20 protein-coding genes are annotated in these 25558 nt (G+C 61.0%); 3 read left to right on the top strand and 17 right to left on the bottom strand.

From position 1 onward, the window contains the following. Nucleotides 1-24: 24 nt before the first annotated feature. From KO539_RS04890 to KO539_RS04825, 14 genes are all read right to left on the bottom strand, one after another. Entirely contained in the window at nucleotides 25-1080 is a 1056-nt protein-coding gene (locus KO539_RS04890; protein WP_307789010.1) for a M48 family metallopeptidase, read from the bottom strand. A 58-nt stretch (nucleotides 1081-1138) separates the two neighbouring features. Next, a complete protein-coding gene (gene dut, locus KO539_RS04885; protein ID WP_219307602.1) occupies nucleotides 1139-1588 on the bottom strand; it encodes a dUTP diphosphatase in 450 nt (149 codons plus the stop codon). Between the two features lie 155 nt (nucleotides 1589-1743). Beyond that, on the bottom strand, nucleotides 1744-2964 hold the full coding sequence (coaBC, locus tag KO539_RS04880; RefSeq protein ID WP_219307600.1) for a bifunctional phosphopantothenoylcysteine decarboxylase/phosphopantothenate--cysteine ligase CoaBC: 1221 nt from the start codon (nucleotides 2962-2964) through the stop codon (nucleotides 1744-1746). A 17-nt stretch (nucleotides 2965-2981) separates the two neighbouring features. Then, nucleotides 2982-3491 carry a signal peptidase II gene (gene lspA / locus KO539_RS04875; protein WP_219307599.1) on the bottom strand — a complete coding sequence of 170 codons (510 nt, stop codon included), beginning with the start codon at nucleotides 3489-3491 and terminating at the stop codon, nucleotides 2982-2984. A gap of 196 nt (nucleotides 3492-3687) precedes the next feature. Further along, nucleotides 3688-6588 (bottom strand): isoleucine--tRNA ligase, encoded by a 2901-nt coding sequence (gene ileS, locus KO539_RS04870; protein WP_219307597.1) that lies wholly within the window; start codon nucleotides 6586-6588, stop codon nucleotides 3688-3690. Between the two features lie 88 nt (nucleotides 6589-6676). Then, the gene (locus KO539_RS04865; protein WP_176388010.1) at nucleotides 6677-7648 is read right to left on the bottom strand and encodes a bifunctional riboflavin kinase/FAD synthetase; all 972 of its coding nucleotides are present in this window, start codon (nucleotides 7646-7648) and stop codon (nucleotides 6677-6679) included. A gap of 242 nt (nucleotides 7649-7890) precedes the next feature. Further along, on the bottom strand, nucleotides 7891-9102 hold the full coding sequence (locus KO539_RS04860) for a hypothetical protein (RefSeq protein ID WP_035821474.1): 1212 nt from the start codon (nucleotides 9100-9102) through the stop codon (nucleotides 7891-7893). A 78-nt stretch (nucleotides 9103-9180) separates the two neighbouring features. Continuing rightward, nucleotides 9181-9612: a biopolymer transporter ExbD gene (locus KO539_RS04855; protein WP_170840419.1), complete on the bottom strand. Its 432-nt coding sequence runs from the start codon at nucleotides 9610-9612 to the stop codon at nucleotides 9181-9183. Nucleotides 9613-9717: 105 nt separating this feature from the next. Further along, complete coding sequence (locus KO539_RS04850) at nucleotides 9718-10146, bottom strand: biopolymer transporter ExbD (protein ID WP_035821469.1); 429 nt, start codon at nucleotides 10144-10146, stop codon at nucleotides 9718-9720. Between the two features lie 3 nt (nucleotides 10147-10149). Next, nucleotides 10150-11082: a MotA/TolQ/ExbB proton channel family protein gene (locus KO539_RS04845; RefSeq protein WP_200880281.1), complete on the bottom strand. Its 933-nt coding sequence runs from the start codon at nucleotides 11080-11082 to the stop codon at nucleotides 10150-10152. A gap of 86 nt (nucleotides 11083-11168) precedes the next feature. Next, complete coding sequence (locus tag KO539_RS04840) at nucleotides 11169-11825, bottom strand: energy transducer TonB (protein ID WP_035821463.1); 657 nt, start codon at nucleotides 11823-11825, stop codon at nucleotides 11169-11171. A 539-nt stretch (nucleotides 11826-12364) separates the two neighbouring features. Then, the gene (locus tag KO539_RS04835) at nucleotides 12365-13966 is read right to left on the bottom strand and encodes a SpoVR family protein (RefSeq protein WP_099402964.1); all 1602 of its coding nucleotides are present in this window, start codon (nucleotides 13964-13966) and stop codon (nucleotides 12365-12367) included. Further along, nucleotides 13966-15234 carry a YeaH/YhbH family protein gene (locus KO539_RS04830; RefSeq protein ID WP_219307595.1) on the bottom strand — a complete coding sequence of 423 codons (1269 nt, stop codon included), beginning with the start codon at nucleotides 15232-15234 and terminating at the stop codon, nucleotides 13966-13968. The genes KO539_RS04835 and KO539_RS04830 overlap by 1 nt, the downstream gene beginning before the upstream one ends. Before the next feature lie 72 nt (nucleotides 15235-15306). Next, nucleotides 15307-17229, bottom strand: coding sequence for a PrkA family serine protein kinase (locus KO539_RS04825; RefSeq protein ID WP_099402965.1), 1923 nt, complete (start codon nucleotides 17227-17229; stop codon nucleotides 15307-15309). 556 nt (nucleotides 17230-17785) lie between these two features. Here KO539_RS04825 and KO539_RS04820 point away from each other — a divergent pair. Next, nucleotides 17786-18817 carry an adenosine deaminase gene (locus KO539_RS04820; RefSeq protein ID WP_219307593.1) on the top strand — a complete coding sequence of 344 codons (1032 nt, stop codon included), beginning with the start codon at nucleotides 17786-17788 and terminating at the stop codon, nucleotides 18815-18817. A gap of 23 nt (nucleotides 18818-18840) precedes the next feature. Then, nucleotides 18841-21372: an ABC transporter permease gene (locus KO539_RS04815; RefSeq protein ID WP_219307592.1), complete on the top strand. Its 2532-nt coding sequence runs from the start codon at nucleotides 18841-18843 to the stop codon at nucleotides 21370-21372. Here the strand turns inward: KO539_RS04815 and KO539_RS04810 are convergent. Next, nucleotides 21369-22376 carry a response regulator gene (locus KO539_RS04810; RefSeq protein ID WP_219307591.1) on the bottom strand — a complete coding sequence of 336 codons (1008 nt, stop codon included), beginning with the start codon at nucleotides 22374-22376 and terminating at the stop codon, nucleotides 21369-21371. The genes KO539_RS04815 and KO539_RS04810 overlap by 4 nt on opposite strands. A 3-nt stretch (nucleotides 22377-22379) precedes the next feature. Continuing rightward, entirely contained in the window at nucleotides 22380-23678 is a 1299-nt protein-coding gene (locus tag KO539_RS04805; RefSeq protein WP_219307590.1) for a sensor histidine kinase, read from the bottom strand. Nucleotides 23679-23830: 152 nt separating this feature from the next. Between KO539_RS04805 and cqsA the strand changes: the two genes are divergently transcribed. Next, nucleotides 23831-25078, top strand: coding sequence for an alpha-hydroxyketone-type quorum-sensing autoinducer synthase (cqsA, locus tag KO539_RS04800; RefSeq protein WP_099377975.1), 1248 nt, complete (start codon nucleotides 23831-23833; stop codon nucleotides 25076-25078). A 21-nt stretch (nucleotides 25079-25099) separates the two neighbouring features. Here the strand turns inward: cqsA and KO539_RS04795 are convergent, their stop codons facing one another. Next, nucleotides 25100-25549, bottom strand: a complete 450-nt coding sequence (locus KO539_RS04795; protein ID WP_219307589.1) for a MarR family winged helix-turn-helix transcriptional regulator — start codon at nucleotides 25547-25549, stop codon at nucleotides 25100-25102. Nucleotides 25550-25558 lie beyond the last annotated feature (9 nt).

Raw genomic sequence — 25558 nt, 5'->3', positions numbered from 1 at the left:
AGGCGCCTCCTTTGTTGATCAGGCCTAAGGCTTGATCGGCTTCTTCGCCGCCTGCTTGGCGCGCACGTCGATGACGGCGCGGTTGACGGCGGCCATGCGCGAGTTGGTGCCAGGATGCAGCGCCGTGTAGCCATTGGCGACCGTGGCCGGCACTTGCGTGGCCAGGCGTTGCCAGAAACGCGCCGCGTTGTCGACGTTGTAGCCGGCGCGCGCCAGCAGGTAGATGGCCAGGGTGTCGGCTTGCACGTCGAGTTCCTGCGGCATGGCCTTGATGCCGGCGGCGCCCGTCAGCATCGACACGTCGGGCTGCACGGCGCCCAGGCTGTCGATGATGCTGCCGGCCGTCCCGGCCGAGCGCTGGCTGCGCGCGTGGTCGAGGATGTTGTGCGCCATTTCGCGGGCGATCACGAAGGCGATGCCTTCATCGTTTTGCGCCGCATTGACCATGCCGCGCGTGAGCATGATGCGTCCGCCGTCCGAGTAGGCATTGATATTGTCCGCATTGCCCAGGGCGACGCGGAAGGCGCAGGCGCGCGTGACGGGAATTTTGAGGTCTTGTTGCTGGCCATCGCGGGCGATGGTCATGTTCAGGCTTGCGCTTTTCGAGGCCAGCGGGCCGACGATGGCGCCGAACGGGCCTTCCGCTTTCGGGCCGGCCGGCAGCGGCTTGCCTTCGGCGGCCAGCAAGCCGTCGCCCTTGCGCAAGCCGGCGCGGGCGGCGCCGCTGCCCGGCAAGACGCCGGAGACCTGCATCTGTTCGCCGTAGCCGAGGGCTGCCTGCGCCGCGTCGGCATAGATGCCAGGGTAGGAATACTTGTTCTGCGCCGTGAAGCCCAGCAGGTTGCGCGCATACGTCTTGCACAGGTCCGCATTGTTGATCAGCAGGGGCGCCGAGACTTTCGACAGGCGGTCCTGCAGCGCCACCATCTTCACCAGTTCTTCCTGCGCCGCCTTTTGCTGCGCCGTCGGCGCGGGCGCATCGGGCGCCGGCACGACGTTGAACGGACCGCTGACATTCGTGGCCGGCGTGGTGCAGCCGGCGAGGATGGCCGCACTGGCCAGCAGGAGGGGAGTAGCCAATCGGCGCAGCGAAGTTGGGGCTGAGATCAGATGGCGGAAACCTGGCATAAGAAATTCCTTAATGTTTTCCGGTGCTGCCGAAACCGCCAACACCGCGTTCGCTGTCGCCGAATTCCTCGACGACGTTAAAGCCCACTTGCAGCACCGGCACGATAATCAGTTGCGCCAGGCGTTCCATGGGGTTGAGCGTGAAAGCGCTCTGGCCCCGGTTCCAGGTCGATACCATCAGCTGGCCCTGGTAATCGGAGTCGATCAAGCCTACCAGATTCCCCAATACGATGCCGTTTTTGTGGCCCATGCCGCTGCGCGGCAAAATCATGGCCGCATACGACGGGTCGCCGATGTGGATGGCCAGGCCGGTGGGAATGAGCACGGTCTGGCCGGCTTCGATGGTGATCGCTTCGTCGAGGCAGGCGCGCAGGTCCAGGCCGGCACTGCCGGGTGTGGCGTAGGCCGGCAGCAGTTCTTTCATGCGGGCGTCGAGGATCTTGATGTCGATATTTTTCATTAAAGCTTTACATTAAGACTGATAAAAAGGTTTCTGGAATGCCTAATAAACCGTAGCGAGCGGCAGTGAGTTGTGGCCGAGAAGCGCAACTGTACGAAGGTACAGTGAGCATCACAGGCCGCAAATCACGACGCGCAGTAGGTTTTTAGGCATTCTTATTTGAGCAGCGAGTTTTTTGCCAGCCGCTTCGAGATTTCCGAAATCAGCTGGCGCGCCAGGTTCAGTTTCGAGGCGCGCGGCAGCACGGTATGGCCTTCCTCGTCGAACAGGATGATGGTGTTGTCGTCCTGACCAAAGGTGTTCTGGCCGATATTGCCGACCAGGAGGGGAATGCCCTTCTTTTCACGCTTGGTCGAGCCGAATTCCACCAGGTTTTCCGATTCGGCGGCAAAGCCGACGCAATACGGATAGCCGGCCAGGTTGGTGCGTGCCGCCACAGTGGCGAGGATGTCGGGGTTTTGCACGAACTGCAGTTCGGGCACGGAGCCGTCGGCCTGCTTTTTCATCTTCTGGTCGCTGGCGTTGGCCACGCGCCAGTCGGCCACGGCGGCCACGGCGACGAAGACATGCTGGCCATCGACGTGGGCCAGCACCGCGTCGTGCATCTGCTGCGCGCTTTGCACGTCGATGCGGCGCACGCCGAATGGCGCGTCCAGCGCCGTGGGGCCGGAAATGAGCAGCACCTCGGCGCCCGCTTCGCGCGCCGCGCGCGCCACCGCATAGCCCATCTTGCCCGAGGACAGATTGGTGATGCCGCGCACGGGGTCGATGGCTTCAAAAGTTGGACCGGCCGTGACCAGCACGCGCTTGCCTGCCAATACCTTCGGCTGGAAGGCGGCGATCAGCTCCGTCAGCAATTGCTCCGGTTCCAGCATGCGGCCCAGGCCAACTTCGCCGCACGCCTGTTCGCCGGCGGCCGGGCCGAACAGCTTGATGCCGTCGTCGCGCAGCTGCTGCACATTGCGTTGCGTGGCGGGGTTCTGCCACATTTCCACGTTCATGGCCGGCGCCACGAGCAGGGGCAGGTGGGAGGGACGGGCCAGGCACAGGGTCGACAGCAGGTCGTCGCACACGCCGTGCGCCAGCTTGCGCAGAAAATCGGCCGAACATGGCGCGATCAGGATGGCGTCCGCATGGCGCGTCAGATCGATATGCGCCATGTTGTTGGCTATGCGTGCATCCCACTGGCTGGTGTGCACGGGGTGGCCGGACAAGGCCTGCATCGTGACGGCCGTGATGAAGTGGCTGGCCGCATCCGTCATCACCACTTGCACCGAGGCGCCGGCCTTTGTCAGCGCGCGGCACAGTTCCGCCGCCTTGTAGCAGGCGACGCCGCCTGACAGTCCCAGGACGATTTTTTTGCCGGACAATTCCATGCCGTTCTCCCGCGTGTTTATTTGTTTACCCGGCGCAGTTCATCGATGATGAACAGGGCCGCGCCGATGCAGATGGCGCTGTCGGCGATATTGAAAGCGGGGAAATGGCCCCAGCTTTTCCAGTGAAAGTCGAGGAAGTCGACCACGTGGCCGTACATCAGGCGGTCGATGGCGTTGCCCAGCGCGCCGCCCAGGATCAGCGCCAGGGCCCAGCAAAACATGCGCTGGCCGGCGTGCTTTTTCAGCAGATAGATGATGTAGACGGCCGCCGCCAGGGCGATACCAGTGAAGAAATAGCGCTGCCAGCCGCCCTGGTCGGACAGGAAGCTGAACGCGGCGCCCTTGTTATACGCGAGCACCAGGTTGAAATACGAGGTGATGACCATCTCTTGCGCATAGCGGAAGGTCTTCAGGATCGTGATCTTGGTGATCTGGTCGAACAGGATGACGATGGCGGCAATGCCCAGCCAGGGCAGGAGCGACGCCGAGGATGACGATTTCGATGAAAAACGGTTTTTAGTGGCCATATTTTTCCAGGGAAGATAATGCCGCCGCCTGGTAGCAGGCGGCGGTTGGATTCATAGCATACAACGGCGGGCAAAATCGTAGCGAGCGGCAGCGAGGCTCGGCGCCCCCGTTGGCCCGAGACGCGCAGCTGTACTTTAGTACAGCGAGCATCGCAGGCCGCAAATCGCGACGCGCAGTAGATTTTGACGACGTTGTTTATGCGAAGCGGCGTTTCTCGCCCGCGCCAAACAGATTGCTGACGCAGCGGCCGCACAGGGTAGCATGCGCGGCGTCCGTGCCCACGTCCGCACGGTAGTGCCAGCAGCGCTCGCACTTCGGCGCCGTCGACGCGGCCACGACCACTTCCTCGGCCGCTTCGTCAGCCACTTCGGCCACCGTTGCCTGCGAGGTGATGAAGACGAACTTCAAGTCGTCGCCCAGGGTGGTCAACAGCTTGTACTTCATCGGCGCGGCCTTGATCGTCAGTTCCGCCTGCAGCGACGAACCGATGGCGCCCGAGGTGCGCAAGTCTTCCAGCTGTTTCGTCACGTCCGTGCGCACGGCGCGCAGGGCCGTGTATTTCTCTAGCAGCTCGGCCGCATCCGCCACTGCCGGCAGTTGCCACCAGGTTTGCGTGAAGATGGTTTCATCGCTGGCGGCATACGCTTCCGGTCCGGCGAAGACGGCCCATGCTTCTTCGGCCGTGAACGACAGGGCCGGAGCCATCAGGCGCAGCAGGCTTTGCGTGATGTGCCACAGGGCCGTTTGCGCGGAACGGCGCGCGTGCGACGTCAGGCCCGAGGTGTACAAACGGTCCTTCAGGATGTCCAGGTAGAAGCCGCCCAGGTCTTCCGAGCAGTACGTCTGCAGCTTCGAGACCACCGGGTGGAATTCGTAGCGCGCGTAGTTGTTCTCGATTTGCGTTTGCAGCGACGCCATGTTGGCCAGCGCATAGCGGTCGATTTCGAACATCTCCGCCACCGGCACGGCGTCCGTGGCCGGATTGAAGTCCGAGGTGTTCGCCAGCAGGAAGCGCAGCGTGTTGCGGATGCGGCGATACGATTCCGTCACGCGTTTCAGGATTTCGTCGGAGATCGACAGCTCGCCCGTGTAGTCGGTCGAGGCGATCCACAGGCGCAGGATGTCCGCGCCCAGGGTGTCCGAGATCTTTTGCGGCGCCAGGGTGTTGCCCAGCGACTTGGACATCTTCTTGCCTTCGCCATCGACCGTGAAGCCGTGCGTCAGCAGGGCTTTATATGGCGGGCGGCCATTCAGCATTGAGGACACGAGCAAGGAGGAATGGAACCAGCCGCGATGCTGGTCCGAACCTTCCAGGTACAGGTCGGCCGGGAATTGCAGCTGCGTCGAGTGCGATCCGTAGCCTTGCGGGCCGCCCAGCACCGTCTGGTGCGTGGCGCCGGAATCGAACCACACGTCCAGCGTGTCCTTGTTCTTGGCGTAGATGGCCGCTTCGTCGCCGATCAGGTCTTTCAGATCCAGCGCCTGCCATGCCTCGATGCCGTCCTTTTCGATCAGCTTGGCCACTTGCTCCAGCAGTTCCGGCGTGCGCGGATGCAGGTCACCCGTTTCCTTGTGCACGATGAAGGCCATCGGCACGCCCCACTGGCGCTGGCGCGACAGGGTCCAGTCAGGGCGGTTGGCGATCATGCCATGCAGGCGCGCCTGGCCCCAGTCCGGGAAGAACTCGGTGTCGGCGATGCCTTTCAAGGCCGTCTCGCGCAGGGTCGCGCCGCCGTCTTTCGGCGTCACGTCCATGCCGGCGAACCACTGCGAGGTGGCGCGGTAGATGATCGGCGTTTTATGGCGCCAGCAATGCATGTAGCTGTGGTCGAACATCTTGACTTCGAACAGCGCACCCGCGTCCGTCAGGGCGTTGCAGATCGGTTTCGACGCTTCCCAGATGGTCATGCCGCCGAACAGGGGCAGGGTCGAGGCGAACTTGCCGTCGCCCATGACGGGCTTGATGATGTCGTCGTCCTTCATGCCGTGCGCCTTGCACGAGATGAAGTCGTCCAGGCCGTAGGCTGGCGCCGAGTGCACCACGCCCGTGCCGCTTTCCGTGGTCACGTATTCGGCCAGGTACAAAGGCGACAGACGGTCGTAGAAAGCATCGGCCGCATGCAGCGGGTGGCGGAAGCTGATGCCGGCCAGGGCCGCGCCGTCGCAGGTGGCGATCGTCGTGCCCTCTAACTTGAAGCGCGCCAGGCTGGCCACGACCAGGTCTTGCGCCAGGATCAGCAGCAATGGCTGGCCATCGCGCTCGGTCTTCACCAGCGCATATTTGACTTCCGGGTGCACGTTCAGCGCCTGGTTCGACGGGATGGTCCACGGCGTGGTGGTCCAGATGACGATGAAACCGTTATCGGTCGGCAGCGATGGCAGGCCGAAGGCGGCCGCCAGTTTTTCCGGTTCGGCGAACTTGAACCCGACGTCGATGGCGGGATCGCGTTTTTCCGCGTATTCCACTTCCGCCTCGGCCAGCGCCGACTGGCAGTCGAAGCACCAGTTGACGGGCTTCAGGCCGCGATACACATAACCTTTTTCCAGCAGCTTGCCCAGCGCGCGCAGTTCGTCGGCTTCATTGCCGTGCGCCATGGTCAGATACGGGTTGTCCCACTCGCCCAGCACGCCGAGGCGGATGAAGTCTTTTTTCTGGCGCTCGACCTGCACATTGGCGTAGGCGCGGGCTTTTTCCAGCACGTCGGCCGTCGGCAGGTTCTTGCCGTGCAGTTTTTCGATCTGGATCTCGATCGGCATGCCGTGGCAATCCCAGCCCGGTACATATGGCGCGTCGAAACCGGACAGCGAGCGCGACTTGACGACCATATCCTTGAGGATCTTGTTGACGGCGTGGCCCAGGTGGATGTCGCCATTCGCGTACGGCGGGCCGTCATGCAGGATGAATTTCGGGCGGCCGGCGGCGGCCTTGCGCACGCGCTCGTAGATTTTCTTGTCTTGCCATTGCTGTACCCATTGCGGCTCGCGCTTGGCCATGTCGCCGCGCATCGGGAATGGGGTTTCCGTCATGTTGACCGGGTATTTGCTTTCAGGCTTCTTGTTTTGCTTGGGCGTGGCTGGCTTGTTTTGATCGGACATAGTCTTCTTTACTTGTATGGTGTAGATGTTTTGCAGCAGGTGTGTGGCGGCGGCGGCGGGCGCCGCCAGGCGGCGGAGTTGGCCGGGGTCAAATTCGGTCGGTGGCGGTAATGGCGCTGCGGCGCTGCGCAAAATAGGCGCGTGCCTGGTTCGAGTCGCGCTCGATGGCGGCCGTCAAAGTGGGCAAATCGTCGTATTTCTCTTCGTCGCGCAGTTTTTCCAAAAATTCCACGCGCACCAGCTTGCCGTAGCAGGACTGATTGAAATCGAACAGATGCACTTCCAGCAGCACGCGGCCGCTGTCATCGACGGTGGGGCGCACGCCAAGGCTGGCCACGGCCGGCAGCGGTGCCGGTCCCAGGCCATGCACTTGCACGATGAAGATGCCGGACAGGGCGGGGCGGTGCGCCACGCGCAGGTTCAGGGTGGGGAAGCCGAGCGTGCGGCCAAGTTTCTGGCCGTGGATCACGTGGCCGGAAATGGCGTACGGATGACCGAGCAGCTGCGTGGCCAGCGGGAAATCGCCGGCGGCCAGGGCCAGGCGCACGGCCGACGACGAGATACGCGTGCTGCCGTTCATCACGGTAGGCAATGTTTCTACGTGGAAACCATATTGGCGGCCCGCTTCCTGCAGCATGGCCACGTCGCCGGCGCGCCGGGCGCCATAGCAGAAGTCGTCGCCGACCATCAGCCATTTCACGTGCAAGCCGTCGACGAGGACCTTTTCCGTGAATTCCTGCGGCGTCAAGGCGGCGAACTGGGCGCTGAAGTGCTCGACGACGACACGGTCGATGCCGGCGTCGTCCAGCGATTGCAGCTTGTCGCGCAGGTTGGCGATGCGCTGCGGGGCTTTGGACAGGTCGCCCGCGCGCTGCGCGAAGAATTCGCGCGGGTGCGGTTCGAACGTCATCACGGCCGCTTCGATGCCGAGCTCGGTGGCAGCTTCGCGCACGCGCGCCAGCAAGGCCTGATGGCCGATGTGGACACCGTCAAAATTGCCGATGGTCAGAGCGCAAGGCGCTCGTGCCTGGGCATTGGGAAGTCCGCGGAATACCTTCATAGGAATCTGATGAAAAACTGTGCCAAAAGGGGGATTATACGGACTGTTTCAGGGATGCACACCCGGCAGGGCGGCCGCAGGGGTAATTTCCCTGCTGAAATGATAAAAAGCGTTGCCGGCGGGTGTGCTGGCAACGCTTTTCGGGAACTAACGGCTTGACAACATGTTCAGGGCTAGGCGCCGCGTCGAAGACAGTACGAATGTACGGCGAGACGCGGCAACAACGCCCTGGACGTGTTGTCTTATTTATTCATTAAGGTCCAGTAACGGGCCAGGTCTGCCGCGCCATCCGTGCCCTTGACGGCTTTGAGTGCCGTCGTGGCGTTGGACTTCTTGCCAGCGTGGATGTAAGCGATACCCAGATGCAGCTTGGCTTCTTCCGCATACTTGGCGGTGCCCAGTTTCACGGCGTCGTTCATCAAGCCCAGGCCTTTCTCCGCCTGACCGTCGTAGACGAGGGCGAAGCCCAGCTTGCTCAAGCTGTCGGCGTCCTTGTTCTTGACGTATTCCGCTTCCGACTTGGCCGCGCTGGCTTTCAGGTCGGCCTGAGTTTTCAGGGCCAGGTCTTTCAGGCGCTGGTGACGGGCTGCATCGGCGCCGGTACCCAGCACGCCTTTTTTGTAGCCTTGCTCGATGATGCTCAACGCTTCGCCAGGATTGCCTGCTTGCAGGGCCAGCTGGCTGATTTCCATGTATTCGGAAGGCTTGCTGAACAGGCCGTTAGCCAGGCGCAGGCGCTGGACGTCCAGGCCCAGGCGTTGCGAGAAGCCAGGTTTGCCCGAAACGCGGTTCAGCAGGTCGGCCCAGTAGCTGGTTTTCGGATAGCTCGATGCCAGTTTTTCCAGGGTGGCGACGTAGCCGCCCTTGTCGTTTTGCTTCATCTGGATGTTGGCCAGCATTTGCAGGCTTGCTTCCGAGTTGCCGCCGCGCGCTTGCAGCTCTTTTGCCGCTTCGGCGTAGTTGCCGCTGACGTAGTAGGTCTGGATCAGCAGTTCGCGCATCTGTGGATCTTCGCGGTCTTTCAGCGAGCGTTTGATCCAGGTGATGGTGTTCGGCCAGTCCTTGGCGCGGTAGTACATGCCTGCCAGCGCTTGCGTGAATTTCGGGGCTTCGGCGGCGCTCAGGCGGCCGGAATTGATGACGGCTTCAAACGCCTTGATGGCGGTGCCGTTGTCGCCAGCGGCGGCGGCGGCCGAAGCGCGTACGCGTTCGATCTGGTAGCTTTCAAAGGCGGTCTTGCCGCCAACGCTGTCTGCTTCACGCAGTTTGGCCAGCGCTTCCTTGTTTTTGCCGCTGCTAGCGAGTTTTTGTGCTTCTTGCAGTGGCTTGCCGACTTCGGCGCGCACGGTGTCCGCGGCATATGCCAGCGAGCCCAGGCCGATTACAGGAGTTGCTGCGGTAAAACCGATAGCGGCCATGACGAGGCCGAGATGAGCGAGACGAAACTTGGACATGAGAAAGTCTTTCAGTAAAAAGCGAATAGGCAGGAAGTCCTGCCTATTCGGATGTAAAGATAACCTGATTGCTACAGCTTACTGGAATTGCTCGTTGCCGACCAGACCGATTTTGGTCACGCCCAGACGCTGCGCCGACGCCATCACACCGGCGACGACTTTGTATTCCACCAGCTTGTTAGGACGCAGATGCACTTCTGGCTGGTCTGCTTGCGCAGCAACGTTGCTCAGCTTGGCTTCCAGCGTATTACGATCAGGTACGACCTGATTGTCCCACAAGATAGTGCCATCAAAATCGACATCGATCGTGACGACCACTGGTTCGGTTGTCGGTGGCGGCGGGGTGCCGACCGGCATGTTCAGGTTCACCGAGTGGTTTTGCTTAGGAATCGTGATGATCAACATGATAATCAGCACCAGCATCACGTCGATGAGGGGCGTCATGTTCAGTTCCATCATTGGTTCCGGATCCGCGCCTGCTGCGCTTCCCGAACCGACATTCATACTCATAGTGTTTCCTTTAAGAAGTCCAACGAAGCACCGGGCAAAACTGCCGCCCGGCAAGCTTCCTTCAGCGGTGCCCCCGTGTTGCCGGGGCGCCGCTGTCAGTCGCTATCAGCTCTTGTCAGGTGGTTCGGTGATGAAGCCGACCTTCTGGATCCCGGCACGTTGGGTCGTGTAAATAACCCGGCCGATCGATTCGTAGCGTGTTTCTTGGTCGCCACGAACGTGTACTTCCGGCTGCGGTACTTTCACTGCTTCAACTTTAAGATAATCGAACAGCTCGTTCGTGTCTTTCAGTCTGGTCTGGCCCAGGTAAATCTCGCCATCCTTGTTAACAACGATGTTAACGTTTTGCGGCTTGGTTTGCAGGGCTTGGTTCGTCTCAATCGGCAGATCGATTTTCTGCAGCTTGAGGACAACCGGACTCGTAATCAAGAAAATGATCAGCAAAACCAACATGATGTCGACAAGCGGCGTCGTGTTGATTTCTGACATTACCTGATCTTGTTCTCCGCTGTCGGAGCCGACGGACATCGACATGACTTATCCGATCTTTTTAGCGCCGGCAGCACGGCCAGCTTCGCTGGTGGACATTACGCCGGAAACCAGAACCGAGTGAACGTCGGCGCTGAACGAGCGGATGTCTTCCATTGCGGTTTTGTTACGACGAACCAACCAGTTGTAACCCAGAACGGCAGGAACAGCGACCAGCAGACCGAAAGCGGTCATGATCAGTGCTTCACCAACTGGACCTGCAACTTTGTCGATCGATGCGTTACCGGTCATGCCGATAGCGGTCAGTGCGTTGTAGATACCCCAAACGGTACCGAACAGACCGATAAACGGTGCGGTCGAACCAACGGTTGCCAGGAACGACAGGCCATCTTGCAGACGCGATTGAACTTTGTCCGAAGCGCGCTGGATCGACATCGTCACCCAGGTCGACAGATCGATTTGTTCCAGCAGGGCGCCGTCATGGTGAGCCGTTGCCTTGGTGCCCGATTCAGCGATGAAGCGGAATGGCGAACCTTCTTCCAGGGTTGCCGAACCAGCAGCGATCGAAGGAGCTTTCCAGAATTTGGCAGCGGCTTCTTTAGCTTGCTTGAAGATCTTCATTTGATCGATCAGCTTGGTGATGATGATGTACCAGGTACCGATCGACATGATGACCATGATGATCAGGGTGGCGCGTGGCACGAAGCCGCCGTCCCACACTGCTTGCAGGCCGAACGGGTTGTGCACTTCTTCGGTTTTGGCTGGAGCTGCTGCATCAGCGGCTGGAGTTGCTGCTGCGTCTGCTGCTGGAGCGGCTGCATCTGCAGCAACTGGTGCTGGTGCAGCGTCTGCCGCAGGAGCCGAAGCGGCAGCCGATGCTGGCGCGTCAGCGAATGCCGGAGCTGCTACCAGAGCGGTAGTGGCGGTAACGGACAACAGAACCGCGGCAAAAAATGCGGACAAACGGGTATTCTTAAACATGCTTCCTCCAAAATTAAAAATAACAGATCGCTGAACGTAATGACAACGAAATCATAGTGTGAGACAGGGGATAACTGTCTCGGGTTTTAATCCAGCGACCAAACGTATTGCATTTGCTGCCAGCCTTGTTCCGGCTTGCCGTCAACTGTTGCCGGCTTAAATGTACAGCGGCTGATACCTTGCACCGCGGCTTTGTCCAGGTCTCTGAAGCCGCTGGACTTCACGATCTTCGAATCAGCGACCTTGCCGTCTACACCGATCAGGAACGACAGTGTCACCACACCGGTTTCCTCGTTGCGCTGCGACGACTTTGGATAAGCCGGTTTTTCGCAGACACTGAAGTCAACCACGGCCGGTGTACGCACCGATTTGGCTGGTCCAGGAGTTGGCGCAGGCTGTGCAGGCGGCGATGGCGGCGTCAATACATTCGTGGCTGGTTTCACGGTCGTCGCATTTGCAATCACGTTCTGCTGTGGCGGCGGCTGCTGCACGTTCACCTCGACTGGCGGAATGAATGGCGGCGGTGGCGCTTTCATTTCTGGCGGCGGTGGTGGCGGTGGAAGATCCTTCGGTGGAGGCGGTTTGACTTCCTCGATAATCTTGGTTTCAACCGGTTCCATCATTTTGGTGACTAACCGCTTGCCCAAGCCCGTCACGATCCCGTAAGCCGCGAGAACGTGCAGCAGGACAACGATAGTGATGCCTGTGTAGTTCTTGGGACTTTTCTCGTTCGAAAAATTCATGCCTGCTTTCTCCAAATACCATCTCTTGTCTTGCAACTGAACCCCAAAATGACGACACAAAGCTCCAGCCGTATCCGGGACGTCGCCGAATTATACATACGAATTCTTTATTTTACACAGATTTTTAACGCCTAAAACCGGTTAAATTTTTGGCGCTTTTGCGCCCTGAAAACGTACTTGCTTATGTCATCTTTGCACGCTTTCGGACAGAAAAAAAGGCGGTCTTATCGGTTTTTTACAGCCGTTTTGGGCGACCGCTGCTAAGTTCTCCGATGTGCCTATCTGGCGGAATTATATTTCGTGATATTCAATATGGAAACTGCTAAATTTGGAGAAAAATCTTTCTTTTAGGAAATGTTTTAGCTCGGAACCAGACCACTTAGCGGCACGTGCGCACCAAACGGGTGCGGAACGGACTTTATCCAGGTCAAAAAAGGCGCTCCCGACGGCTGTTTCGACGCCGCCAGGCCATACGGAATTCCTATACAGGCATAGGAAGCGCTTATATTCTTGCCATTGATTATTATCAAAAAATCATTTCATGGCCGGACAACCGGGTCATCGCGCCGGTTACGTTTTTCCCGTCGGCAATTCAAGGTGCCCAGGACAACCCCTTGCGGGTCGACCGTATCGAGGTGCACATCGAAGCCCCACAGCCGCGCCACGTGCTTGAGCACCTCGGCCGCCTGCTGGTTCAGGGGACGGCGCTGGAACTGCGTGTGGCGCAGGGTCAGGGCGCGGTCGTCGCGCGTATTGACGGACCAGACCTGGATGTTCGGCTCGCGGTTGCCCAGGTTGTACTGCTCGGCGAGCTGCTGGCGCACGTAGCGGTAGCCGGCATCGTCGTGGATGGCGGAAATGGCCAGCTTTTCATTCTTGTCATCGTCGAGCACGGCAAAGAAGTGGAATTCGCGGATCAGGCGCGGCGACAGATACTGGGCGATGAAGCTTTCATCCTTGAAATTGCGCATGGCAAAGTCCAGGCTCTTGCGCCAGTCGCTGCCGGCCATGTCGGGGAACCAGGCGCGGTCCTCGTCCGTCGGGTGCTCGCAGATGCGGCGGATGTCGCTCATCATGGCAAAACCCAGCGCATATGGATTGATGCCGCTGTAATAGGGACTGTCGATGGGCGGCTGGTAGACGACGTTGGTATGGCTTTTCAGAAATTCCATCATGAAGCCGTCGCCCACCACGCCTTCGTCATACAGCTGGTTCAATATCGTGTAGTGCCAGAAGGTGGCCCAGCCTTCGTTCATGACCTGCGTTTGCCGCTGCGGGTAGAAATACTGGGAAATTTTGCGCACGATGCGCACCATCTCGCGCTGCCACGGTTCCAGCAGCGGCGCGTACTTCTCTATAAAGTACAGCAGGTTTTCTTCGGGTTCGGGCGGAAAGCGGGGAGCGGCCTTGCGCTGCTCGTCCTCTTCCTCGTCTTCATCGCGCCGGGGCAGGGTGCGCCACAGCTGGTTGATCTGCGACTGCACATAGGCTTCGCGCTCTTTCTGGCGCGCATATTCCTTCGCCATCGACAGCTTCGCCGGGCGCTTGTAGCGGTCCACGCCATAGTTCTGGATGGCGTGGCACGAGTCGAGCAGCAGTTCCACGGCATCGACGCCATGGCGCTGTTCGCATTCGGCAATGTAATTCTTGGCAAACACCATATAGTCGATGATGGCGTCCGCATCCGTCCAGGCGCGGAACAGGTAATTGCCCTTGAAGAAGGAGTTATGGCCGTAGGCCGCATGCGCGATCACCAGCGATTGCATGGTCAGGCTGTTTTCCTCCATTAAATAGGCGATGCACGGGTTCGAGTTGATGACGATCTCGTAGGCCAGGCCCATCTGGCCCCGCTTGTAGCTTTTCTCGGTAGACAGAAAGTGCTTGCCGAACGACCAGTGGTTGTATGACACGGGCATGCCTACCGAGGTGTAGGCATCCATCATCTGTTCGGCCGTAATGATTTCCAGCTGGTTCGGATAGGTGTCGAGGCCAAACTGTTTCGCCACTCTGCGGATTTCCTCGTGGATTTGCTCGATCAGTTCGAACGTCCATTCCGACTGCTCGGGCAGGGCGTTCGGGTGGCGCAGGCGCTCGAACGGCTCGCCCGGGGTGTTGCTGGCGCGGTCAAAGGCTGCACTCATCATTTCACCTGTTTCTTGAACAGTTCGCGGAAGACCGGATAGATATCGGCCGGCGTGACGATCTTTTGCATGGCGAAATGGGCGTGATGGTCGAGCACGCCCGCATATTGCTCCCACAGGTTTTGCTGCGGGCCGTCGGTGATCTCGACATAGGTGTAGTACTGCACCTTGGGCATGATGGTGTTGATCAGCAACTGGCGGCACAGCACGGAATCGTTGTCCCAGTTGTCGCCGTCGGAGGCCTGCGCCACATAGCTGTTCCATTGCCCGGCGCCATAGCGTTCGTCGATGATGGTGTTGAGCAAGTGCAGCGCCGAGGACACGACGGTGCCGCCGGACTCGCGCGAATTGAAAAATTCATGCTCGTCCACTTCGGCCGCCGCCGTATGGTGGCGGATGAAGACAACCTCGATCTTGTCGTAAGCGCGCTTGAGGAACAGATACAAGAGGATGAAGAAGCGCTTGGCCGTGTCCTTGCGTGACTCGTCCATGGAACCGGAGACGTCCATAATGCAGAACATGACGGCCTGCGTCATCGGCTTGGGCACCTTGATGCGGTTGCTGTAGCGCAAGTCGAACGGGTCGATGAAGGGAATGGCCAGCAGGCGCGTGTGCAGGTGGTGGATCAGGCGGCGCAGTTCCGTGACGAGCGGGTCGCTGTCGGGCGCGCCTTCGTGCAGCAGCGCCGCCAGGTCTTCCTCGGCCTGCGCCAGCTGCTTGCGGGCGCCGCCGCCGACGGCGATGCGCCGCCCCAGTGCGCCGCGCAGGGAGCGCAGCACGTGGATGTTCGATGGCGTGCCCGACATATTGTAGCCGGCGCGCTGGTTCTTGAATTCCGTGGTGGCCGTCAGCTGGGTTTTTACCATGTGCGGCAACTCGAGGTCCTCGAAGAAATAATTCATGAATTCTTCGCGCGACAATTCAAAGATGAAATCGTCTTCCGTCGTCTCGTCGCTATTGCCCGCCTTGCCCCGCCCGGCGCCACCGCCGCCTTTCGGCCGCGCGATCTGGTCGCCTTTCAGGTATTCCTTGTTGCCGGGATTGACCACTTCCCACACGCCGCCATGCGCGTGGCCAAACGACGGTTCGCCCACGTCCTTGACGGGGATGCTGACCTTCTCGCCATTCTCGACGTCCGTGATCGAGCGCCCCTTGATGGCGCGCCCCACGGCATCCTTGATCTGGCCCTTGTAACGCCGCAGGAAACGCTCGCGGTTGACGGCGGATTTATTCTTGCTTTGCAAGCGCCTGTCGATGAGGTATGTCAAAGGGTGCCTCCTTGCCTCTCGTCTTGCGCGCCCCGCCAGTTGCCGGGCGGGAGCGCGCCTCCGCTGTCCGCGCTAGGATGACTTGCGTACGCGCAAGTACCATTCGCATAACAGGCGTACCTGCTTGGCCGTATAGCCTTTTTCCACCATGCGGGCCACGAAGTCGGCGTGCTTGTTGGCATCGTCGGCGCTGGCCTTGGCATTGAAGGAAATCACGGGCAGCAATTCCTCCGTATTCGAAAACATTTTCTTTTCAATTACGGTGCGGAACTTTTCATAACTGGTCCAGGCGGGATTCTTGCCGCCGTTCGAGGCCCGTGCGCGCAATCCGAAATTGACGATTTCGTTGCGGAAATCCTTCGGATTGGAAATGCCCGCCGGTTTCTCGATCTTTTCCAGTTCATTGTTCAGCGATTCGCGGTCAAAACTTTCGCCCGTGTCCGGATCGCGGTATTCCTGGTCCTGTATCCAGAAATCGGCAAACGTCACATAGCGGTCGAAAATGTTTTGCCCGTATTCCGAATAGCTTTCCAGGTACGCCGTCTGGATCTCCTTGCCGATGAATTCCACATAGCGCTGCGCCAGGTGCTCCTTGATATACGAGAAGTAGCGCTGCTCGAGTTCCGGCGCGAACTGCTCGCGCTCGACCTGCTGCTCCAGTACATATAATAGATGCACGGGATTGGCGGCCACTTCGGAATTGTCAAAGTTGAACACTTTCGACAGGATCTTGAAGGCAAAGCGCGTCGACAGGCCGTTCATGCCTTCGTCCACGCCCGCGTAATCGACGTATTCGTGCATGGACTTGGCTTTCGGGTCCGTGTCCTTGAGGTTTTCACCATCGTAGACGAGCATCTTTGAAAAGATGCTGGAGTTTTCCGGGTCTTTCAGGCGCGACAGGATGGCGAACTGCGCCATCATGCGCAGGGTGCCCGGTGCGCACGGGGCCTTGACCAGCGAGGAATTGGCCACCAGCTTGTCGTAGATCTTGATTTCGTCGGACACGCGCAGGCAGTACGGCACCTTGACTATATAGATACGGTCAAGGAAGGCCTCGTTGTTGCGGTTGTTCTTGAAGGTCTTCCATTCCGACTCGTTCGAGTGCGCCAGGATGATGCCGTCAAACGGAATCGCGCCAAAGCCTTCCGTGCCCTTGTAGTTGCCTTCCTGCGTGGCCGTCAGCAGCGGGTGCAAGACCTTGATGGGCGCCTTGAACATTTCCACGAACTCCATCAAGCCCTGGTTGGCCAGGCACAGGCCGCCCGAATAGCTGTAGGCGTCCGGGTCGTCCTGCGCATAGTCTTCCAGCTTGCGGATGTCGACCTTGCCCACCAGGGACGAAATATCCTGGTTGTTTTCATCGCCCGGCTCCGTCTTCGAGATGGCGATCTGTTTCAGTACGGACGGATAGCGCTTGACGACGCGGAACTGGTTGATGTCGCCATTGAATTCATGCAGGCGTTTCACGGCCCACGGGCTGGGGATGTTGCGCAGGTAGCGGCGCGGGATGCCGTAATCCTCTTCCAGGATGGTGCCATCCTCTTCCTCGTTGAACAGGCCCAGCGGCGACTCGTTGACGGGCGAGCCTTTCAGGCAATAGAAGGGCACGTGTTCCATCAGCGACTTGAGTTTTTCCGCGATGGACGACTTGCCGCCGCCGACAGGCCCCAGCAGATACAGGATCTGCTTGCGTTCTTCCAGGCCTTGCGCCGCGTGGCGGAAATACGAGACGACTTGCTCGATGACTTCCTCGGTGCCGTAGAACTCGCGGAAGGCGGGATAGATCTTGATCACCTTGTTGGCGAAGATGCGCGACAAGCGCGTGTCGTTGCGCGTGTCGACCAGTTGCGGCTCGCCGATGGCGGCCAGCATGCGTTCGGGCGCGCTGGCATACGTCAGCTTGTCCTTCTTGCACAGGGCCAGATATTCGGTGAGCGACATTTCCTCTTCACGGGTGCGCTCGTAGCGTGCTGCATAGTTATCAAAAATGGTCATGTCAATGTCCTTTAATGTAAACCTGAACTGCCAGTCACCATGGCCGCCCGCCTGGCACTCGCCTGGGCTTGCCGTCTGAATTTTTTCTGTACCCCGTACCGATTTTTATTGTTGTTTCAAGCCCGGCTGTCTTTGCGAGTCCGGATTGCCCGGACCAAAAAACTGGCGCTTGATGCCGTGCGCTGACGTGGCCAGCCGGCTTATTTTTTCACTGTTGATAGCGCTTGTTGCACCTACCATTACCCCATGAAATTAATTATTGCTCTAAAGGATCAGGAAGTCAAAAGATATGTCAGCATATCCTTAATACTTGTTTGTAAATTGTTGATTTAATTGGATAAATCATCAAATTTTCCAGCGGTTTCAATGAACCTTTGCATCCCTTTTAAACCATCATACGACAATTCGCCAGCGCGTGCCGATGCCGGCCACGGCGGCCGGGCGCCGGTGAGCCTGGCCATCTTGCGCTAAGATGCCTGCATGTCTGATGGCCCTGCGCGCCGCGCGTGCGCGTGCGCGAGCCAGCATTTTTATCGTCACCCTATAAGGAACACCCATGATGAACCCCCAATTGCGCGCGATCGTCCGCGGCATGCCGAAGGCTGAACTGCATATCCATATCGAAGGCTCGCTGGAGCCAGAACTGATTTTCGCACTGGCAGCGCGCAATGGCGTGCCGCTTGGCTATGAATCGGTGGAACACTTGCGCAGCGCCTATGCTTTTACGGATTTACAATCTTTTCTCGACATTTATTACGCTGGCGCAAGCGTGCTCTTGAAAGAGCAGGATTTCTACGACATGACGCAAGCGTACCTGCAGCGCGCCGAAGCCGATAACGTCTTGCACACGGAAATCTTCTTCGACCCGCAAACCCACACGGCGCGCGGCGTGGCCATGGCCGACGTGATCAACGGCATCCACCGCGCCTGCCAGGACAGCCCCGTCAGCGCGACCCTGATCCTGTGCTTCCTGCGCCACCTGAGCGAGGAAGAAGCGTTCGAGACCCTGGAAGACGCGCTGCCGCACCGCGACAAATTCATCGGCATCGGCCTCGACTCGTCGGAAGTGGGCAACCCGCCCGAGAAATTCTCGCGCGTGTTTGCCCGTTGCCGCGAGCTGGGCTTGCACCTGGTGGCCCACGCTGGCGAGGAAGGCCCGCCAGCCTACATCCGCACGGCGCTCGACGACCTGCAGGTCGAACGCATCGACCATGGCGTGCGTTGCCTGGAAGACGCGGAGCTGACGGCCCGTCTGGCGCGCGAACAGATCGCGCTGACCGTGTGCCCGCTGTCGAACACCAAGCTGCGCGTGTTCGACCAGATGCATGACCATAACCTGGTGCAACTGCTCGACGCCGGTCTGCTGGTGACGGTGAACTCGGACGATCCCGCGTATTTCGGCGGCTACATGAACGACAATTTCGACGCCATCTTCGACGCGCTGCCACTGGGCCTGTCCCACGCGCAACGCCTGGCGCGCAACGGTTTCATCGCCGCCTTCCTGCCGCAGGCGCAGAAAGACGCGTTTCTCGCTACCGTCGATGCGTATTTCGCGCAGCACGCCGCCGCCCACGGCATCGCGCAATAAATCTACCGGAAGACCCGCCGCCCATGTTCCGCCTCTCCCTGAAAATGACCGGCCGCGACTGGCGCGCCGGGCAACTGCGTTTCCTGCTCGTCGCGCTGATCGTCGCCGTGGCGGCCCTGTCGGCCGTGGGCTTTTTCGTTGACCGCCTGCGCGCGGGCCTGAACCGCGACGCGCACCAGCTGCTGGGGGCCGACCTGGTCATCAGCGCCGACCAGCCCGTCAATGCGGCCTGGCGCGCCGAAGCGCTCAAGCGCGGTTTTATTTTGGCCGACACGGTGACGTTTCCCAGCATGGCGCAGGCGGGCGAGGGCGAGCAATCGCTGTCGCAACTGGCGTCCATCAAGGCCGTCTCGCCCGGCTACCCGCAGCGGGGCAAGCTGAAAATCACGACCATATTGAGCGAAGCGCAGGATGCCGTGGGCCGGCCGACGGACCAGGTGCCGGCGCCCGGCACCCTGTGGGTCGATGCGGCGATTCTGTCCAGCCTGAACGCCAAGCTGGGCGACACCCTCACCTTGGGCGACAAGGCATTTACCGTCACGCAACTGATCGCCAGCGAGCCGGACCGTGGCGCGTCCTTTTTGAATTTCGCGCCGAGAGTGATGCTGCCCCTGAGCGACCTGGCCGCCACGGCGCTGGTGCAGAACGGCTCGCGCGTATCGTACCGCTTGCTGCTGTCGGCGCCGCCCGCCAAGGCGGCCGAGCTTGCGCAATATCAAGCCTGGCTGGAAAGCCAGATCAAGACGCAGGCCATCAAGGGCGTGCGCATCGAATCGCTGGAATCGGGCAGCCCGCAAATGCAATCGACCCTGGACCGCGCCGACCGTTTTCTTTCCCTCGTCGGCTTGCTGTCGGCCATGCTGGCGGCCGTCGCCGTGGCGATGGCCGCGCGCCGCTTCATGCTGCGCCACCTGGACGCCTGCGCCATGCTGCGCTGCCTGGGCTTGACGCAAAACCAGGTCACGGCCATGTACGTGATCGAATTCCTGCTCGTCGGCCTGGCCGGCAGCGTCGTTGGCGTGATAGTGGGTTTCGGCGGTCACCTGGTGCTGCTGGAGCTGTTGGGCAAGCTGGTGCAAAGCGACTTGCCGCCCGTGTCCATGCTGCCCGCCCTGCAAGGCGTGGCCACCGGCATGCTGCTCTTGCTGGGCTTTGCCCTGCCGCCGATTTTGCAGTTGCGCAATGTGCCGCACAACCGCGTGATCCGCCGCGAACAGGAGCCGCCGCAGGCGCTGGCTCTGGCCACGTATGGCCTCGGCATCGCCGCCTTCGTCGTGCTGCTTTTGTGGCAGGCGGGCGACGTGAAACTGGCGCTGCTGACGGCGGCCGGTTTCCTCGGCGGCTTCGCCCTGTTCGGCCTGGCCGGCTGGCTGGGCATCCGCTCGCTGAAAACCCTGCGCGGTGCTTTCAATCACCAGGGCTGGCGTTTTGCCGTCACGTCCTTGCAGCGCCGGCCGGGTGCCACCGTCATCCAGGTGGTGTCGCTGGCCTTGGGCCTGATGGCCTTGCTGCTGCTGACGGTGGTGCGCGGCGACTTGATGGTGGCCTGGCGCAACGCCACGCCGCCCGATGCGCCGAACCGTTTCATGATCAATATCTTGCCGGAACAGAAAGAGCCGATCGCCGCGCGCCTGGCCCAGGCCGGCGTGGCCAACGCGCCCTTGTATCCGATGATACGCGGGCGCCTGGTGGCCGTGAATGGCAACACCATTACGGAAACCACCTACGAGGATGACCGCGCCAAAGGCCTGGCCGACCGCGAATTCAATCTGTCGACGATGGCCACGATGCAGGAAGAAAACAAGCTGGTCGCCGGCAAATGGTTCGGCAATGCGCCCGGCGCGCCGGCTGAAGCGTCCGTGGAAGAGGGCATCGCCAAGACCTTGAAATTGAAACTGGGCGACAAGCTGCGCTTCGACATCGCCGGCCAGCCCGTCGAAGCGGCCATTACCAGTTTGCGCAAGCTGGAATGGGGTTCGATGCGCGTCAATTTCTTTGTCATCATTAACCCGGCCGTCATGGCGGACACGCCGCAGACGTGGATCACGGCCTTTCACCTGCCGCCCGCGCAGGCGGACCTGGGCAACGCCCTGCTGCGCGACTACCCGAACCTGACGGTGGTCGACGTGGGCGGCGTGCTGAAACAGATACAGGGCGTGCTGGACCAGGTGGTGACGGCCGTCGAATTCCTCTTCGCCTTCACTTTGGCCTCGGGCTTGCTGGTGCTGTATGCGGCGCTGATGGGCTCGCAGGACGAGCGCACGCGTGAAGCGGGACTGCTGCGCGCGCTGGGCGCCACGCGGCGCCAGCTGGCACAAGCGCAGCTGATCGAGTTCTCGCTCGTCGGCGCGCTGGCCGGCTTGCTGGCGGCGTCGGGCGCGGCCGCCATGGGCTGGGCGCTGGCCACGTACCAGTTCAAGTTCGCCTGGAGTTTCGCGCCCGGCGTGTGGGCCTTCGGCCTGCTGGCCGGCGCCCTGTGCGCGATCGCCGGCGGCTGGCTGGGCTTGCGCAATGTCCTGAAACATCCGCCGCTGCAAACCTTGCGGGAAAACTAGGTGCCCACGCTGTCGTCCGCCTGCGCGCGTAAAAATTGCGCGTAGGACATGACCGGTTGACCCAGCTGGTGTGCCGGCACGTCGAACAGGGCCCAGAAATACGTCACGCGGCCTTGGCAGATGGTGGGCGCGGCGCAGTAGCGGAACCAGTTTTCGCCGATGTGCGCCGCATACATGCCGTCGCTGTCGGCGTCCGAAAAATAGGGGATCACGCGCATTTCCAGCAGGGCCAGCAGCAGTGACTCGGGCGCATCGCTGTCGCGCGCCATTTCGTACTGCGTGTGCAAGCTGCGTTCCGTCTCGATGATCATCAGCCTGGCCTGGCCGTCGCGCGTGAAGAACAGGATGCCGCTGGGATTGGGGAAAATATAGTATTCGACAAAACCATGGCGCCGGCACAGCTCGTGCACGACGGCGGCCAGCGCTTCGTCTTGCAGGAAACTGTAGTCGTGCAGCATCAGCAGGTCGCGCACGGTGTCCGATTGCTGCAGGAAGAATTCGCGTTGCAGGGAATGGACTTCCTGTTCCAGGATGTCGAGCGCATCGTCGTCGCTCTTCTTGATGTAGCGGTCGATCAAGCCCCGGTTGAAGGCCGTCACGGCCACCTTTTCATCGGCCGCGCCCGTAAATAAAATCTTCTTGCACGGCAAGTCACGCACGGCCTGGCAAAATTCCAGGCCATTCATCTGCGGCATCGAATAATCGACCACCAGCACGGAGGGCACGGCAAAGCGCTGTGCCTGGCCGCTGATGCGCCAGATGCGCTCGATGTCGAGCGCCACGTTGCACTGGTCGGGCGGCAGGTTCTGCGTGTCGAAGTTCACGTGCAGCGGCGTTTCGCCCGGTTGCGTGCTCTGGCGCAACCAGTGCAGGGCGCTGCTGGTGTCGTGGAAGGTCTTGCGCGCCAGGCCGGGATCGAGCTGGAACGCCAGGCTTTTCAGGAAGGAATCGCTGTCGTCGATCAGGACGGTCAGGGTCGGATGGGTGTAGACGGGCAGTTGCATGCGTCACCTTGCGGGGAAAGAGGATTGGAAGCGGGCAGGCATGGGCTGGGGAAACTCCAGGATGAAAATCGCATACGCGTGCTCGCGCGACACGCAGCGGATGCGCGCCTGCCAGGCCGTGATGATCTGCTGGCACAGGGCCAGGCCGATGCCGCTGCCGTTATGTACGGGATAGGAGTAAAAACGCTCGAAGATCAGCGGCAGGCGATTCTTTGCGATGCCGCAGCCCGTGTCGATGAACAGCAACCTGGGCACGGGACGGGCGCCGTCGATGACGATGCGCACTCTTCCCTTGCCGGCCCGCTGGATGGCTTTCAGCGCGTTTCTTAGCAGGTTCAGCAGGATCACCACGCACAGTTCGTCCTGTCCCGCGAACTGGAAGTCGGCGCGCACGTCCACCTTGACGCTGCTGCGCTGGTTGTTGCCGGTAAATGGGTAGCGCTTGAGCACGGAGCTGACCATGGCCAGCATCGATAGTGCCTGGCTGGGCTGGAGGTTGCGGTTCACGGCACTGGCGCTCATCAGGAACAAATCGATCATGTGCTGCATGTGGCGCACTTCGAACTGGATGCGCGTCAGGGCTTCCTGCAGCGGGGGCATGTCGTCCGCCTGGCCGGCCAGCTGCGGCAGCAGCCGGCGCATGCCACGCACATTGGCTTCCACGCTGGTCAGCGGCGTGCGCAGCTCGTGCGCCACGGAACCGAGTCCGGCCGCCAGGCCTGCCAGCCGTTCCCGTTCCAGTACCTTGCTGCCCACTTTCACCACGGACAGCGCGGCAATGGTGAACCAGTGCACGGGCAGTTGCTGCAGTACTTCACGCTGCAGCAGGAAGCCGCCTTCCCCTTGCAGGATGACGGCGAGGCAGGCGGCGCTGGTGCCGATCAGGTAGGCGCGGCAAGCCAGTTTCGTTTCGAAATGAAACAGCACGACCAGGCCGATCAGCAGCGATTCGCTCCAGATGGACGAAGCATGGTTCATCACAAACATGAAGGTAAAGAAGAATGGCAGGATGTAGCTGAGCGCGAACAGCAGGTAGCGCGACAGCCAGCGGGCCGAGAAGCGGCGCGCAAACAGGCCGGCCACGCAGATGCCCACGCCCGTCAGGCGCAAGGTCAGGTTTTCATAGGCTTGCGGAAAAAAGTAATGCCACAGCAAATAGTACAGCGGCATCGCCACCGTGCCCACGGCGGCCAGCATGGCGACCCTGCCGGCCAGGTTTTCATGCGGCATGCGCTCATGCAGCAGCGAATGGAGCAGGCGCCTGCGCCAGTATGTCCATCGTGCTTGCAATTGCTGCGTCATGACTCTGCCTTGATTCTCTTCAGAACATTATCATCGCGTAAATTTTCCTGGTTGAACGGTTATCTCGCCGGACATTGATATACGTCAATGGATGGGTTGGCGAGACGGTCAAGGCTTTAATCCGCAGCAAACATTTCCCTAGGAGAAAACTCATGACCATCGCTACCAGCTTGCCCATCCCATCGTTCGCCCGTGCCGAACACTGCCTGCCAGACTACATCGTGCGGCGCATGGATGCGCATCACATCACGCGCATCGAAAAATTGCTGGGCGGCCAACATCCCCACGCCTGGCAACCGACACCGGCCCATGCCATTTTCCTGGCCGGCAACGACTACTTGTCCATCGCCGCGGAGCCGGCGCTGGTGGCGGCCCAGGTGGCATCCTTGCAGGCGCATGCGGGCGGCATGCTGATGTCGGCCGTGTACTTGCAGGAAGGCAGTGAACAGCACCGGCTGGAAAGCCGGCTGGCCCGTTTCATGGGCTGCGAGGACGGCATCCTGGCGCAGTCCGGCATGGCGGCCAACGTGGGCTTGATCCAGTGTATCGCCAGCCCCGGCATACCCGTTTATCTCGACATGCAGGCCCACGCCTCGCTGTGGGAAGGCGTGCTGTCGGCGCAGGCCCAGGCCGTGCCTTTCCTGCACAACGACATGACCCACCTGCGGCGGCAGGTGGAAAAGCATGGCCGCGGCGTGATCGTCGTCGACGCCCTGTACAGCACCAACGGCAGTCTGGCGCCGTTGCTGGAACTGCTCGAAATCGCCGAGCGTAGCGACTGCGTGGTGGTGGTCGACGAGTCGCACTCGCTGGGCACGCATGGCCCGCAGGGCGCGGGCCTGGTGGAAGCGTGGGGCCTGGGTCACCGCGTGCATTTCCGCACGGCGTCGCTGGCCAAGGCCTTCGCGGGCCGGGCCGGCTTCATCAGCTGTTCCAGCCGGTTCAAGGGCTATTTTTTGTCCGAATCGCGGCCCGCCATCTTCAGTTCCTGCCTGCTGGCGCATGAGCTGGCGTGGCTGGGCGCGGCGCTCGATTTCATCATGGCCGCCGACGGACGGCGCGCCACCTTGCGGCGCCATACGCTGCAGGTGCGCGAAGGCTTGCGCGAACTGGGCTACAACGTCAGCGATGGCACGGAGCAGATCGTGGCGCTGGAGGCGGGCGGCGAACCGGCCACCCTGGCCCTGCGCCAGGCGCTGGAACGGCAAGGTATTTTCGGCGCCATGTTTTGCGCTCCGGCAACGGCGAAGAACCGCGCCCTCGTGCGCCTGACCCTGAATGCGGGACTCGACGAGGCGGCCATCGACCGGGTGCTGGCGGGCTGCGCCGCCATTCGCGCCGAAGCGGGCGTGGAACAGTGGCAGTCGACGCGGCGCCTGCGCAAGCTGGCGCTCGTGTAAGCGGCTGGCCGGCTGGCAGCGTCAGCCGGCCAGCTTGCCGAGGATGGCCGACAGCGCCGCCAGTTGTTCCGCCGGCGCGTCCTGCAGCAATTCGCGTCCCACCGCCTGCGCCGTGGTGCTGGCATGTTCCAGCAATGCCAGGCCGGCGGCGGTCAGCACGGCATAGCCGACGCGCGCGTCGCGCGCATCGGCCTGGCGCGCCACCAGGCCAATCTTTTCCAGCGGCATCAGAGAGCGTGTGACGCCAGAGGCCGTCAACGCCAGGCGCTCGGCCAGGTCGATGCGGCGCAGGCGCGCACCGGGGGCGCGCTGCAGCTGGTACAGCAATTGATAGTCGCTGAAGCTCAGGCCATGCAAATTGCCCAGGGTGCTGTCGAAGCGGCGCACGATGAGCGCCTGGGCGCGCGCCAGGCGCAGGCAAAAGTCCAGCGCGCCATCGCCGTCCGGCGAGAGGGGAGTGTGATCGTTCATGCCATCCTT

This window comes from Janthinobacterium sp. NKUCC06_STL (genome assembly GCF_019345455.1).
In the GTDB taxonomy this organism is placed as follows: domain Bacteria; phylum Pseudomonadota; class Gammaproteobacteria; order Burkholderiales; family Burkholderiaceae_D; genus Janthinobacterium; species Janthinobacterium rivuli.
The sequence above is the reverse complement of the archived record's forward strand: the minus strand, read 5'-3'. Positions and strand labels throughout refer to the sequence as shown.